Origin of the sequence: Dongshaea marina, from assembly GCF_003072645.1 — a bacterium.
GTDB classification, from domain to species: domain Bacteria; phylum Pseudomonadota; class Gammaproteobacteria; order Enterobacterales; family Aeromonadaceae; genus Dongshaea; species Dongshaea marina.
The window spans coordinates 2,526,851-2,540,199 of record NZ_CP028897.1 but is presented as its reverse complement, the minus strand read 5'-3'; the positions used below and the strand labels follow the sequence as shown (position 1 = coordinate 2,540,199).

The 13,349-nt window shown below is 51.0% G+C and carries 12 protein-coding genes and 1 pseudogene; 8 read left to right on the top strand and 5 right to left on the bottom strand.

Going from position 1 to position 13,349, the window contains the following annotated elements:
• Positions 1-13: 13 nt before the first annotated feature.
• The 3 genes and pseudogenes from DB847_RS12190 to DB847_RS25590 all read right to left on the bottom strand — a co-directional run bounded on the left by DB847_RS12190 (position 14) and on the right by DB847_RS25590 (position 2,271).
• The gene (locus DB847_RS12190) at positions 14-823 is read right to left on the bottom strand and encodes an NAD/NADP octopine/nopaline dehydrogenase family protein (protein WP_199911548.1); all 810 of its coding nucleotides are present in this window, start codon (positions 821-823) and stop codon (positions 14-16) included.
• Positions 784-1,125, bottom strand: coding sequence for a Rossmann-fold NAD(P)-binding domain-containing protein (locus DB847_RS24980; protein ID WP_199911547.1), 342 nt, complete (start codon positions 1,123-1,125; stop codon positions 784-786). The genes DB847_RS12190 and DB847_RS24980 overlap by 40 nt, the downstream gene beginning before the upstream one ends.
• Positions 1,126-1,333: 208 nt before the next feature.
• Positions 1,334-2,271: pseudogene (locus DB847_RS25590) on the bottom strand (LysR family transcriptional regulator).
• Between the two features lie 180 nt (positions 2,272-2,451).
• Between DB847_RS25590 and DB847_RS12180 the strand changes: the two are divergent.
• The 3 genes from DB847_RS12180 (at position 2,452) to DB847_RS24385 (ending at position 3,365) form a co-directional block, all read left to right on the top strand.
• Positions 2,452-2,649 (top strand): hypothetical protein, encoded by a 198-nt coding sequence (locus DB847_RS12180; protein ID WP_108650956.1) that lies wholly within the window; start codon positions 2,452-2,454, stop codon positions 2,647-2,649.
• A gap of 90 nt (positions 2,650-2,739) precedes the next feature.
• A complete protein-coding gene (locus tag DB847_RS12175) occupies positions 2,740-3,018 on the top strand; it encodes a hypothetical protein (RefSeq protein ID WP_159084577.1) in 279 nt (92 codons plus the stop codon).
• A 200-nt stretch (positions 3,019-3,218) separates the two neighbouring features.
• Positions 3,219-3,365, top strand: coding sequence for a hypothetical protein (locus DB847_RS24385; RefSeq protein ID WP_159084576.1), 147 nt, complete (start codon positions 3,219-3,221; stop codon positions 3,363-3,365).
• A gap of 844 nt (positions 3,366-4,209) precedes the next feature.
• Here DB847_RS24385 and metG read toward each other — a convergent pair.
• On the bottom strand, positions 4,210-6,246 hold the full coding sequence (gene metG, locus DB847_RS12170) for a methionine--tRNA ligase (RefSeq protein WP_108650954.1): 2,037 nt from the start codon (positions 6,244-6,246) through the stop codon (positions 4,210-4,212).
• 166 nt (positions 6,247-6,412) lie between these two features.
• Here metG and apbC point away from each other — a divergent pair, with 166 nt between their 5' ends.
• The 5 genes from apbC (at position 6,413) to DB847_RS12145 (ending at position 11,221) form a co-directional block, all read left to right on the top strand.
• Positions 6,413-7,504, top strand: a complete 1,092-nt coding sequence (gene apbC / locus DB847_RS12165) for an iron-sulfur cluster carrier protein ApbC (protein ID WP_234418378.1) — start codon at positions 6,413-6,415, stop codon at positions 7,502-7,504.
• Between the two features lie 95 nt (positions 7,505-7,599).
• Positions 7,600-8,244 (top strand): uridine kinase, encoded by a 645-nt coding sequence (gene udk, locus DB847_RS12160; protein WP_108650953.1) that lies wholly within the window; start codon positions 7,600-7,602, stop codon positions 8,242-8,244.
• Between the two features lie 51 nt (positions 8,245-8,295).
• On the top strand, positions 8,296-8,877 hold the full coding sequence (gene dcd, locus DB847_RS12155) for a dCTP deaminase (RefSeq protein ID WP_108650952.1): 582 nt from the start codon (positions 8,296-8,298) through the stop codon (positions 8,875-8,877).
• Positions 8,878-8,899: 22 nt separating this feature from the next.
• A complete protein-coding gene (locus DB847_RS12150; RefSeq protein WP_108650951.1) occupies positions 8,900-10,852 on the top strand; it encodes an AsmA family protein in 1,953 nt (650 codons plus the stop codon).
• A 177-nt stretch (positions 10,853-11,029) separates the two neighbouring features.
• Entirely contained in the window at positions 11,030-11,221 is a 192-nt protein-coding gene (locus DB847_RS12145) for a hypothetical protein (protein ID WP_108650950.1), read from the top strand.
• Positions 11,222-11,427: 206 nt separating this feature from the next.
• Here the strand turns inward: DB847_RS12145 and DB847_RS12140 are convergent, their stop codons facing one another.
• Positions 11,428-12,573 (bottom strand): iron-containing alcohol dehydrogenase, encoded by a 1,146-nt coding sequence (locus tag DB847_RS12140; protein ID WP_108650949.1) that lies wholly within the window; start codon positions 12,571-12,573, stop codon positions 11,428-11,430.
• Positions 12,574-13,349: the final 776 nt, after the last annotated feature.

Genomic DNA, 13,349 nt, shown 5'->3' with positions numbered 1-13,349 from the left:
TCAGATGAATTATTCAGGCGACAAAGTTCAGAACTTCGGCAACGGACATCTCAGACAGCCCCATCTTTTGCAGGGTTCTTCCCTTTTCGAAGTAGTTGGTGCTGTTGTAGGCGTTATCTATATGCAGACAGGATTCGATGAGCGGAGTCTCAAGCCCGGTTAGCTTTGCAAATTCAAAGCAGGGCACCAGCAGATAGGCCGCATCTTCTGTGATGTAACGATTGGAGGCAGAGCTTGGAGCACTGTTGAGCTTGCCGTGGGTCACCGAGGTTCGGTTCGCTTCGTAGACACTCTCACACTTCATTCCATACAGGGAGTTCATGGCATCGAGTTCACTGGTTAGCTCGATGCCCAGCGCCTTGCCGATCCGTATCCGTTCCTGCTCCATGACGGCTGCAGCTTTTGCGGTCGATGTCGAGCAGCAATCCCGGTAGTAGTTAAACTCGCCCTTGAAGTTCTCTAAAAGACCCATATTCAGGGTGGTCAGCAGTGGGTGCCCCCCGAAGTTAATGTTTTCAAGCCCGGCTTCGATCACATGAGCTAAGGGCCGTAGCGGCAGAGGCATGATCCCTTTACAGCGCCCGATGGCCTGTTCAGTTCGCCTGGCAGGAAAAGCGGCAACCGGCAGGTATTGCTTCATGCCGAGGATCGCGATCTGAGCCGGACCTATGATACGAGTTGCCCATGGAATCGAGATCGCATCAACAAAGGTGATATCCAGTGCCTGATATCCCTGCTGTTGCTTGATCCGGTTGAGCACTAAAGAGCCATAGTTTCCCGGCATCAGCAGTATGGTTTGCCCCTGGTGAAGATGGGGAAGCATCTGGGTAAAGAGTGGCTCCTGGGCAAATGAGGGACGGGAAGCACCAGCAGATCTGAAAAATCAACCGCTTGCTCAATCTCCCGGCACAGGGTATGAATTTTTTGCTCTCCGGCATAGGCCATGCTCGTGTCCTGGTAGCTTGCGACCGCCTCAATCATGCCATTATTGTTTTCGATATCGGTTAACGGCTGATCAAATCCGGGGGCGCCATACAGGCATACTTCGGCTCCCTGGAGTGAAAAATGGTAGGCAGCGGTCAGTCCTGCATTACCGGATCCGATCACGGATACACGTGGTTTCATGATGTGCTCTTCCTCTATGAGTTACCTGGTAACCAGCCTAGAGGGAATAGCCTGAGAGAGACCAATGCATAAACAGACGGGCAGTATGCAAAAAGGTTATAGTCAACTTATTTTCTATTTATAACTAGCTGATATGTAATGAGTTATCCTCATGACCTCAGCGAGATGAATCCAGGTAAAGTTTGTGATTTAGCTCGCTTTGTCCGTCTCAGGCTATTTTGGAGTGCTCGGGTATCTCTCTTATGGGAGAGATTGTCAATGCAATTCCCATCTCCTGAGCCAGATGGATAAACAGCTGGATAAGTCTGTGGCTATTGCGGTTTGCCGGACGAGATGCCGGAGAGATGATCTGGAACTCGAAGGGGAGTGAAAAACAAAGTGGCTTTATGACGGTTTCCCCCATCCTCTCAAACTGGCGGGCGGTAAAGGGATCGGTAATGGCGATGCCACACCCCTCATGGACCAACTGTCCTGCGCTGGTGGCTAAAGAGACCTCGAACTGCTCTTTAATGCGTAGCTCATAACGGCGTAGCAGGGTATCGAGTCTTTGCTGGGTGCTGTCTTTTTCATGGCGTATGACCACCTGATTTGCCAGGTGATGAATATCGATTTCAGCCAGCTCACTCAGGGGTGGTTTTTGGGAAGCAGGCACACACACTCCGAGCTCAGGGTCTGGGTCTTGACCCCTGCCACCACCGCATCGCTAAACGCAAAGCCGAGATCGATACTCTGACTCTGCACCCGGCGCAGAACCTCTTCTGAGCGGTAGCTCTTAAAGCCCACCTTGAGCTGAGAGCTTTCTTTGAGTAGCAGTGAAATCACCCTGGGTAAAAAGGAGTGAGACAGGAGCGGCATGGCGGCGATATCGATCGCCCCAAAGCCCTTACTGCGCAGAGAATCGACCGCATCATCCAGGCCGGTCATGGCTTCAACCACCTTGCAGGCCTCAAGGTAGAATGCCTCTCCCTGCCGGTTGAGCTGCAAGCGGTTTTTCTGGCGGGTAAACAGGGGAAAGCCAAGATGTTGCTCCAGGCTGACAAGCAGTCGGCTCACCGCGGGTTGACTGAGGTTAAGCTGGTGAGCGGCGGCAGTGATCGTTTGGCACTCAACGATCACCTTAAAGGCATTTAGCTGAGAAAATTTCATAGGATATGTGGTTTGCTTTAATTCGGACAAGCATAACCGGTTTGAGTCCTTTTCGCCGTGATCCTTATCCCCCTGTCATCAACGAGCAGGCCGGGCAAAGGCCTGGGTAGATTAACCCATGTTTCTTATGAGTCCCACCTGCTACCTTGGATAACAGTCTCATATGCCCAGGGAGGAGCTATGAAAATCCCCGAACTTGCAAAAACTGTATTAGGAGTAATCATCATCGCAGCGATCGCGCTGTTTGGATTTTTCTATGAGCCGGGTCGCTCGGATGAAAAAACATTGAGTCAATCAAGTCAGCAGATGAGTCAGCAAGATCCTGGCCTGGAGTCACCATCTCAGGTTGAAAGAGACACATGGAGGGATCCTGGATGATAATTTCTACCGCCGATAATGACGCTATTTTTTCTATGTAAAGTGGTTGAGGGCTATACTTACAGGTGGCCCTCATGACGATGATCTCAGATGAAAAGATACAAATGCATGCCATATCGGCTGGATTGTAAACAGCTTGCGCTCGCCAAAAACTACCTGCTCCCTAAGGTTGAGCCCGGGGGAGCCTGGTGGGATGAGAGCGACACCGAGACTTGCTACGAGAAACAGAGGCAGTGTTTCTATAACCTCAAGGAGGGCTGTAAATCTTTCGAAGAGTTCAATACATGGGTGCATACTCATCTCTCTTGTGAGCAGGTCAGGCAGCTTTACCAATACATCTATCAGCAAATGGATGATGAAAGCTCCTGATCTCAGTGGGTGGCTTTAGGGATCGTAAGCTGCGTCAGTTTTTAGCCTGGGATTTTATTTATTGAGTGGGGATGAGCCCTGAGACCGGGTGCCGGTTGGACACCTGTCAGATTTTACAGGTATGATGAATAAAAAGATTTTCAGGACTACTTTCAAAAAATGCCAACCTATACGGTGTATGTCGAAGTCCCCCAGATAAGATGATTGAGATCCTCCTTCAAAGAGGCTGCGTTGAGGAAGCCGAATGTTATGCCGCTGAGTTTTACCCCGAGGGTAAGATCATCCGGATTGAGGAGGATGAACGTTACACCCTGATCCTGCCGGAAGATAAGCTGCCTAAGACATGAACCTGGCGCATATAGAGTATTCCCGGGGCTCCCCATAGAGCGGTTTTGTTCTGTGAGACGTAAGTCCCGATGATATTCCTGGCCTGCGCGACGTCATTGTCGCTTTTCCTAAAGAGCCTAAGCAGGCATTAGCTTGCCTCATTTTTCTGAAAGCCTACACCAGAGCGATCGCCTTGTGTGATCGTTGGTTGTTGCCTGATGGAGCTAGAGCTATTTCGGATTAATCCGGTTCATTATGTTCAGCTCAACGAAAAGAATTTCAGGCTTTGCTAAGCTGACCTTCTGCAGCAAGGACGCTGCAGTAGAGCGGCCAAGGGCGTGGTTGCATCGCAACAAGCGAGAGGCAGGGACGCCGAATTGGTAAGGATTATCATGGATGATAATCGGTATTGCGAGTCAGCGTGTAAAGCCTGAGATTAATTACAGCATTGGCTCCATTTATGGAGTAAATGCTCTAAATATAAGGGTTTATTCCCATTTTCCTTTCGAGTCTTATTGAATAGTGTAAACCTGACTTGAACTAAAGTGAGGTCCAAATGAGTAACAAGGATGAAGTGGCTCAGAGCTGAAAGAGTAGCGACAAAGCCAAGGGGCATTGCAGGCTTGACCTGCTGTTGCTTAAAAGTAAGCGGGTGAATATTCATAGCGGAAGAGCGGTTCCGCCGCAATCAGCCGAAGACAGGGAGTGCAAAACGGTTCAGGTTTTCGATAAGTACTCGGGAAAGTGTTACCGGATCCCCAAAGCTTTAATCGATGACGAGAGCCGTTGAGATCAAAAAAGGGAGCTACTGCTCCCTTTCTCTTATCTATTGAAAACCTCCTCCATAGGAGGTGGTCGTTTTAATTACAAAATCCGTTGTCCCGGCTTGGCACCCGTTTCCGGGCTGATGATCTTTAGTTCCTTATCGTCGGAGCCAGCCATCAATACCATGCCTTCAGAGACACCAAAGCGCATCTTGCGTGGCGCCAGGTTAGCAACCATCACCACCAGTTTATCGACCAGTTGCTCCGGCTCATAGGCGGCCTTGATCCCCGCAAACACCTGGCGGGTTTCGCCCCCCAGATCCAGCTGCAGTTTCAGCAGCTTCTTCGCCTCAGGGATCCCTTCGGCGCTGATCACCCGGGCAACCCGCAGATCCAACTTGATGAAGTCATCATAGCCGATCTCATCGGCGATTGGCTCCTCGGCCAGTGGGCCGCTGGGCTGAGGCTTGGTAACCTGCTCCAGTTCATGTTTGGACGCTTCAACCATCTTCTCAATGTGGGAAGGGTCAATGCGGGTAAACAGGGCCTTGAAGCGGCTGATTTGATGAGAAGTCAGCGGCTTAACCCGGGCATCCCAGCTCAGCTCACAATTGAGGAAGGCCTCGGAGCGAGCCGCAAGCTCAGGCATCACCGGCTTGAGATAGGTCATCAGTACCCGGAACAGGTTCAGGCCAACGCTAGAGATCGCTTGCAGTTGCTGCTCCTGGCCCTCCTGCTTGGCAACCACCCAGGGGGCTTTCTCGTCGATGTAGCGGTTTGCTTCATCGGCCAGTGCCATGATCTCACGGATCGCCTTACCAAATTCGCGTGCCTCGAAATGGGCCGCAATTGACTCGCCAGCTTCGACAAACTGCTGATACAGCTCAGGCTCGGCGCAGCTCTCGGCGAGCATGCCGTCAAATCGCTTACTGATGAAGCCTGCGTTGCGTGAGGCGAGGTTCACCAGCTTGTTCACCACATCGGAGTTGACCCGCTGCACAAAGTCTTCCAGGTTCAGATCGATATCATCGATGCGGTTGGAGAGCTTGGCCGCATAGTAATAGCGCAGGCACTCGGGATCCAGGTGGTTGAGGTAGGTGTCCGCCTTGATGAAGGTGCCCTTGGATTTGGACATCTTGGAGCCGTTGACCGTGATATAGCCGTGGACGAAGACATTGCTCGGCTTTCTGAAACCTGAGCCCTCAAGCATGGCTGGCCAGAACAGGCTGTGGAAATAGACAATATCCTTGCCGATGAAGTGATACAGCTCACTGCTCGCTTCCTGTTCTTTCTTCCAGAACAGATCAAAATCAAGCTCGGGACGCTTGCTACACAGGTTTTTGAAGGCGCTCATGTAACCTATGGGTGCATCCAGCCACACATAAAAGTACTTGCCGGGAGCATCCGGGATCTCAAAGCCGAAGTAGGGGGCGTCACGGGTGATGTCCCATTGCTGCAGCCCGGTTTCAAACCATTCGCTGAGCTTATTGGCCATCTCTTCCTGGACCGAGCCCGAGTGGACCCACTCCTTGAGCATGGACTCGAACTGAGGCAGATCAAAGAAGAAGTGCTCGGTTTTCTTCATCACAGGCTCAGCGCCGGAAACTGCCGAGGTGGGGTTGATCAGCTCGGTCGGGCTATAGGTGGCACCACAGTTATCACAGTTATCACCATATTGATCTTCTGACTTACAGCGTGGGCAGATCCCTTTCACGAAACGATCCGGCAGGAACATCTCTTTTTGCGGATCAAACAGCTGAGAGATGGTGCGGCTTTGGATATAACCGTTCTGCTTGAGCTGGGTATAGATATAACCCGCCAGCTCACGGTTCTCTTCGCTGTGAGTCGAGTAGTAATGATCGAAGCTGATGTTAAAGCGTGAAAAATCAGACTGGTGCTCTTTGGAGACCTCTTCAATCATCTGCTCTGGCGTCATTCCCATCTGCTGAGCCTTGAGCATAATCGGTGTGCCATGGGCATCATCGGCACAGATAAAATGCACATTATGGCCGCGCATGCGCAGGTAACGGACCCAGATATCGGCTTGGATATGCTCCAGCATATGTCCGAGATGGATAGAGCCGTTAGCGTAAGGCAGCGCACAAGTCACCAGGATATTACGAGAATCGTTTGCCATAGATTAAAAGGTGTCCAGTCTTAGGAGGAAAATGGGAGAAATAGTACCTCATGTTGCCCATTCTGCCTAGGGTTAGGGCCAATGAAACCCACAAAATAGATCCGGTTGGAATTTCAGTGAGAGGGAGTAAACTGGCAACCATTGATCAATGATGGAATCTATCTCAATGAATAATCTAGAGGGACTGGAGCAACAGATCCGTGCGCAGCTGTCTAATTTTAAGCCCGATGGCTGGGAAAGCTCGCTGACAGAGGCGGGGTTTTTAAAGGCAATTGATCTCAGTGATGACAAGCTGGTGGTGAAGATCCGTTTGCCATTTGCCGGCCAGGGCTACCTGCAGTTACTGATGCAGGATTTTGGCAACAGTCTAAGAGAGCTCAGTGGCGTCTCAGAGATCGAATTTGCAATCACCACGGATGTTGCCACCATCAAGCGCGCCATGGAGTTACCTGGCATTCGTAACGTTCGCAATATCATCGCCGTCTCTTCCGGAAAGGGAGGCGTGGGTAAATCCACTACGGCGGTGAACCTGGCGCTGGCTCTGTCCCATGAGGGCGCCAGAGTCGGGTTGCTGGATGCGGATATCTATGGGCCCTCCATCCCGCTGATGCTGGGAACCCGCGATCAAAAGCCGGTCAGTCCGGATGGGAAGATGATGCTGCCGATCGACTCCTTTGGCATCGTTTCAAACAGTATCGGTTATATGGTTCCCGAGGAACAGGCGGCGATCTGGCGCGGGCCAATGGCGAGTAAAGCCTTGTCTCAGCTCCTTTATGATACCGCCTGGCCCGAGTTGGATTACCTGGTGATCGATATGCCGCCGGGAACCGGTGATATCCAGCTCACTTTAGCGCAGCAGGTGCCCACCACGGCGGCTGTGGTGATCACCACGCCCCAGGATATCGCTCTTGCCGACGCCCGTAAGGGGATCGCCATGTTTCGTAAAATGAATATCCCTGTGCTGGGAGTCGTGGAAAATATGAGCTATTACATCTGCAGTCAATGCGGACGTCACGACGCTCTGTTTGGCTCGGGGGGAGGGGAGTCTCTGGTCCAGGAGTGCCAGAGCCAGCTTTTGGGAGAGCTTCCGCTGCACCGTACTGTGCGTGAAGATGGTGATGCCGGTACCCCAAGCGTCGCCCATCAAAAAGATCCACTGCTGACCAAGCCCTATTTTGAGCTGGCGCGTAAGACAGCGGCCGTGCTTTACTTCACAGGGGAGGTGATCCCAAACGAAATCTCGATAGCTCAGCTCTAGGCAAATATTTTGGGGTTCACATCTGGCATCTGGGCCTGGAACCCCTTTATAATGGGAAGGTTTTGTATCGTTAAAAAGATTGGGGAATAAAAAAGATGTCTGACACCCAACGTTCTTGTGTCATTATCGGGATTGCTGGTGCATCCGCTTCTGGTAAGAGTTTGATTGCGCAAACTATTTTTGAGGAGCTGGTGGAAGAGGTCGGTGAAGAGCAGATTGGCGTTATCACCGAGGATTGTTACTACCGGGATCAAGGTCACCTGACCATGGATGAGCGGGTCAAGACGAACTATGACCACCCCAGCGCTCTGGATCATGATCTGCTGGCTCAGGATCTCACCACCCTGCTTAAGGGAGAGCGGGTCAATGTGCCTCAATACTCCTATTCTGAGCACACCCGCCTGGATGAAACTACCGCCTTTACACCCAAGAAGGTGATTATTCTTGAGGGGATCCTGTTGCTTACCGATCCCAGGTTGCGTGCCCTGATGGACGCGACCATCTTCATGGATACACCTCTTGATATCTGTCTGTTGCGCCGCCTGAGTCGGGATGTTCAGGAGCGTGGACGCAGCATGGATTCGGTCCTCCAGCAGTATCAAACCACGGTACGCCCCATGTTCATGCAGTTTATTGAGCCTTCGAAACAGTACGCGGATGTGATTGTGCCCCGAGGCGGTCGCAACCGGATCGCGATCGACATGATCAAGGCCCGTATCCGGCACATGGTGCTGGGTTAATCATTCCCGGAGGCAGGTGTTACCCGCCTCTTTTTATATATGGAGTAGAACATGCGCCTTTGTGATACACACATTGAGCAGTATTTAGCCGAGGGGAAGATCAAGGTTGAGCCTGCACCGGCGATTGAGCGGATCAGTGGTGTCAGCCTGGATGTCCTGCTGGGAAATGCATTCCGGGTGTTTAAGGATCACACCGCCCCCTATATCGATCTCAGTGCCAATTCAGATCAGATGGCGGATGCGATCAACCGGGTGATGAGTGATGAGATCATCATTGAGGATGGTGAGGCATTCTTCCTGCATCCGGGCGAGCTGGCGCTGGCGGTGACCCATGAGTCGGTGACCCTGCCGGATAACGTGGTGGGTTGGCTGGATGGTCGCTCCTCTCTGGCGCGTCTGGGGCTCATGGTCCACGTGACGGCCCACCGGATTGATCCGGGCTGGTCCGGGAAAATCGTATTAGAATTTTACAATAGTGGAAAACTGCCTTTGGCACTGCGTCCTAAGATGGTGATTGGAGCCCTTAACTTTGAACTGCTGAGCGCTCCGGCGGCCCGTCCCTATAACAAGCGGGTCAACGCCAAGTACAAGGAGCAGCAAGGGGCAGTTGCCAGCCGGATCAGTCAGGACTAATCGTTAACCAGGGAAGAGTTACATGAAAAAGCTACTCTATGCGGTCATTATCATCATTGTCTTGTTGGTGATTGGGGGGGTAGCTCTTTCGAGCTTTATCAACCCTGATCAGGTCAAAACCATGCTGGTGGAGCAGGTGAAGGCCAAAACGGGTCGGCAGTTGGTGATCGATGGCAAGTTGTCGTTTTCACTATTTCCGACCGTTGGCTTTACGCTGGGTCGTACCGAGCTGAAGAATCCAGCCGGTTTTGGCGGAGGAGATACCCTCTCCGTGGATCAGGTCTCAATGAGTGTGGCCTTGCTGCCTCTTTTGAGCAAAAAAATTGAGGTGGGTGAGCTGACTCTCAATGGGGCTCATTTTAATCTCATTACCCTCAAAGATGGTAAAAATAACCTCCAGGATCTCACTCAGCCCCCGGCCAAGACCCAAACCCCGGCTCAGTCAGAAAAACCGGCTCAAACAGCCGAGGCAGCCAAGACTCCAGCCAAGCCGGCGGCAGATGCCAGCGTTGAAAAGAAAGCTCCCTTCTCAATTGAGGTTGCCGGGATCAATATCCAAAATGCCAAGCTAAGCATCGATAATCAGCAAACCGGGCAAAAGACAGAGCTCTCGGGAGTAAATCTCAAGATGGCGCGCTTTGTCACCGACAGTGCGGTGCCGGTGACATTTTCGGCCAGTCTAAGTCAGGGGGAGCTGTCGGCGAAGGTCTCTTCCAGCCTGAAGGTTCTGGTGGCCAAGAACTTCGATCGCTTTGCGATGACGGATATGAAGACTACCCTGGATGCGAAGGGGCCTTCAATCCCAACCGGGCATAAAAAGGTTGAGCTACAGGGCGATGCCAGTTACCAGGTAAGTCAGGGGCTGGCGACTCTTAAGCCGATTAAGCTGATGGTTGACGATATTACCCTCCAGGGAGACGCCTCGTTTAAGCAGGGCAAGCTGCCCAGCATAGGTTTTAACTTCCATAGCAGTGCCATCGATGCGGACAAGCTGCTGGCCGAGATGAAGCAGACCGGCCCGGCGGCGACACCTGCTGCGTCGGCAAAGACTCCTGCTAAACCAGCTTCGACCAGCAGCAAAAAGCCTGCGAATTCATCCAAGGTGCCGGCAGCTCAGGCAGAGCCTGATCTAAGCTTCCTCAAGCTGTTTAACCTCAATGGCAAGCTCAAGGTGGATCAGTTTAAGGTCGCTAACATCAAGATGGATAATATCGCGCTGCAACTGGTGGTGAAAAACGGTGTGCTATCCGTCAACAAGACCCATGCCGATCTCTATAAGGGAGCCGTCGATTTAGAGGCCCGGGTGGATGCCAGAAATACTCCGGCCAGTTTTAGCTTTGCCCCCGTGGTTAAGGGGGTGCTGATCCAGCCGCTGCTCAAGGATGCCACAGGTAAGGGGCTGCTGGCGGGTACCGCTAACTTCAACGGTAAGCTGAGCGGTGTGGGACTGAGTGACAGCGCCATCCGTAAAACCCTCAGTGGTAATCTGGCGCTGAATGTTAGCGATGGGGCCCTGTATGGGATCAACATTCCCTCGATGATCCGTAAGGCCTATGCGGCGTTTAAGGGGCAGCAGCTGCCTGCCGATCAACAGGTTGAGAAAACCGACTTCAGCTCGCTGAGCGGAAATTTCAATATCCGCAATGGCTTGGTGAAGACCTCAGATCTGGCCCTGGCTTCGCCTCTGATCCGGGTGGATGGGAGTGGTCAAACCAATCTTTCCTCCGAGAGCATGGACTTTGTGTTTGACACCAAGGTGGTGGGAAGCTTGAAGGGACAGGATGGTAAATCGATCAAAGATCTTAAAGGGCTCATCATCCCGGTTACCGTGAAGGGCAGCTGGCAGCAACCAAAGCCCGGGCTGGATCTCAATAAGCTTCTCAAAGAGCAGGCTACCCAGCAGCTCAAGAAGAAGGTAGAGGATAAGCTCAAGGATAAGTTGGGCGGTGATCTGCTCAAGGGGCTGTTTAACTAGAACCCTATCAAATACAAGCATAAAAAAGCCGGAGCTAGCTCCGGCTTTTTTATGCCTTGAATCTTGTAAATTGGCAGTGGTAGCTTTGGATGGTTCGGAGTAAAATAACCACAGTTTATTAGTGGGCAGGCCTGATTGAGTGGCCAGGCCTCATCAGGCGTATTAAATGGAGTGAGCATGTCCGTTATCATCAGCAATGAGATCAAGCAAAAGATCAACCAGGCCCAGATCCAACTGGGGGAAAAATTTATTCAGCAGGGGCGTACTATTCCTGAGCTATCTTCCGAGCAGGGTTACCAGCCCACCGAGGAGCAGCTGCGGATGATGGTGATGATCAAGCTTTTTTCTGAGCAGGCGCAGCAATCATAATCAAAACCGAATTATAACGGTGCCGATACTCAGGTGCCGTTTATTCAGCCTCTACCTATTAACGATACTCACCTCTTAATCTCAATAAGCGCCTTGCATTTGTCAGCCTGCCTCAGAGGAGGAGAGCCGGGTAGCTACGCGTTGTTTGTGCCACAGGATGAAAGAAAAAAGCCGGATGCATATCCGGCTTTTTAAGTGAGGTTTTATTAACGGCTGTAGTAGCAAAGATTCAGTAGTTGCTCCAACTCCTCAAGCGATGGCGCTCTTGGGTTACAGCCGGTACAGGCATCATTGAGGGCGTTTTGTGCCATGGTTTTCACCTTAGCTTTCCACGCTGACTCATCCACCCCATAGGCTTTAAAGCAGCTCTCTACGCCAACCTGGTTGCGCAGCTCTTCGATGCGCCAGGCCAGACGCTCACTGCTTGATTCACCGAGAACCTTGGCGAGATTTGCATATTTTGCTTCACAAACCTGGGCATTAAAGCGGATCACGCTTGGCAGCAGGATGGCGTTGGCACGGCCATGGGGGACCCCAAACATGCCGCCCACCTGGTGAGCCATCGAGTGCACAATTCCCAACAGCGCATTGGTAAAGGACATTCCGGCCAGGCAGGAGGCATCGTGCATCTTCTGACGCGCTTCCAGGTTTTCGCCATTTTGGTATGCCAGTGGCAGATTCTCAAAGATATCCACCACCGCACGCTCAGCCAGAGAGTCGGTGTAAGCATCGGCCAGAGGTGTCACATAGGCTTCCAAAGCGTGGGTCAGGGCATCCAGTCCCGTGTTCGCGGTGACATGGGTGGGCATAGAGCGACACAGTTCGGCATCGACGATAGCGATATCTGGACACAGCTCATAGGAGACCAGCGGGTATTTAGTGCCTTTTTCACGATCCGTTATCACCGAGACACAGGTGGCTTCGGTGCCGGTACCACTGGTTGAGGGAATGGCAACAAATCGCGCCTTGTTACGCAGTGGCTTGATGGTAAAAGGGGGAATGATCTCTTCAAATTTCGTTTCGGGGTATTCATAGAATACCCACATCGCCTTGGCAGCATCGATGGCTGAACAACCTCCGAGGCCGATGATGAGATCCGGTTGCTCGTTGCACATCATATCGAAACCGGCCATCACGGTTTCTATCGATGGATCGGCTTCGACCCCATCAAAAACCACACTCTTGATCCCGGCGCTGTGTAGCAGTTCGACAGCCTTGTCGACAAATCCGGCTTTTTTCATCGAGCCTTTACCGGTCACGATAAGCGCCTTAGTTCCATCGAGCTCGGCGAGCTTGTTGAAGGTACCCAGTCCATGAAAAATCTTGCCGGGAACAATAAAATTATCAGCCATGACGATATGTATCCTTGTTGTGTTAGTAACAAAATAGAAAGTCATTTTCTATTTATTAAAGGTGTTGATGTTTCACCCGGAGCAAAGGTTACTAATTGTAACTTATCGTAATATGTTATTTTATTAACTCATTTATTGAGATGCCGATTCTTACATAGTTTTTTTATTTTGTATAGTTTGTACTAAATTCAAAAGAATAATACAAAATATTGTATGCATTAACCTTTTATTAATTGATTGTGACTGTATTTTATATAAATCGCATTAAATCTATAATTATAATGATGGTTATAAATTTAAAACTGTATCTTCAAAATAGTATTGATGAATCTGTTAGTGTTTATTCATGGCTATACGGATGCCGGTTAAATTCTTTTTATCCTTGATGGCAGAGCATCTTACACCGGGACTCAGGGGGAATTGGCCTGCCTTCGATGCGATAGTGAGCCTGAAGGCAGACCTTGGGTATCTCTGAATGTTGCGGGCATGTTAACATCGGCTGTTTGTCGAGTTATTTTTTATAGAAACTACCTCTTGAATAGATAAAACCAGCGGCGAAATGACCCCGTTGAGGCTCCTTAAATGTATCTGAAATGTTAATTTCGGACTTTTTTATAAGCGATTATTCATCCGAACGATGAGTTGTGTTGTGAGAGACTTTGAGCATTAGTTTAAAAAACGGTCTCCAGGCGAGATGTTATAGAAAAAATAGCTCATTTGGGGCTCTTGTCCCCCTATGGGGCGATTGCCGCCCTGAGGTGAGAGCGAGACAATAA

Excerpts from the sequence above, each read along its gene's own strand:
- DB847_RS12190 (WP_199911548.1), bottom strand. The coding sequence starts at position 823 with ATGCTTCCCCATCTTCACCAGGGGCAAACCATACTGCTGATGCCGGGA.
- DB847_RS24980 (WP_199911547.1), bottom strand. The coding sequence starts at position 1,125 with ATGAAACCACGTGTATCCGTGATCGGATCCGGTAATGCAGGACTGACC.
- DB847_RS12180 (WP_108650956.1), top strand. The coding sequence starts at position 2,452 with ATGAAAATCCCCGAACTTGCAAAAACTGTATTAGGAGTAATCATCATC.
- DB847_RS12175 (WP_159084577.1), top strand. The coding sequence starts at position 2,740 with ATGAAAAGATACAAATGCATGCCATATCGGCTGGATTGTAAACAGCTT.
- DB847_RS24385 (WP_159084576.1), top strand. The coding sequence starts at position 3,219 with ATGATTGAGATCCTCCTTCAAAGAGGCTGCGTTGAGGAAGCCGAATGT.
- metG (WP_108650954.1), bottom strand. The coding sequence starts at position 6,246 with ATGGCAAACGATTCTCGTAATATCCTGGTGACTTGTGCGCTGCCTTAC.
- apbC (WP_234418378.1), top strand. The coding sequence starts at position 6,413 with ATGAATAATCTAGAGGGACTGGAGCAACAGATCCGTGCGCAGCTGTCT.
- udk (WP_108650953.1), top strand. The coding sequence starts at position 7,600 with ATGTCTGACACCCAACGTTCTTGTGTCATTATCGGGATTGCTGGTGCA.
- dcd (WP_108650952.1), top strand. The coding sequence starts at position 8,296 with ATGCGCCTTTGTGATACACACATTGAGCAGTATTTAGCCGAGGGGAAG.
- DB847_RS12150 (WP_108650951.1), top strand. The coding sequence starts at position 8,900 with ATGAAAAAGCTACTCTATGCGGTCATTATCATCATTGTCTTGTTGGTG.
- DB847_RS12145 (WP_108650950.1), top strand. The coding sequence starts at position 11,030 with ATGTCCGTTATCATCAGCAATGAGATCAAGCAAAAGATCAACCAGGCC.
- DB847_RS12140 (WP_108650949.1), bottom strand. The coding sequence starts at position 12,573 with ATGGCTGATAATTTTATTGTTCCCGGCAAGATTTTTCATGGACTGGGT.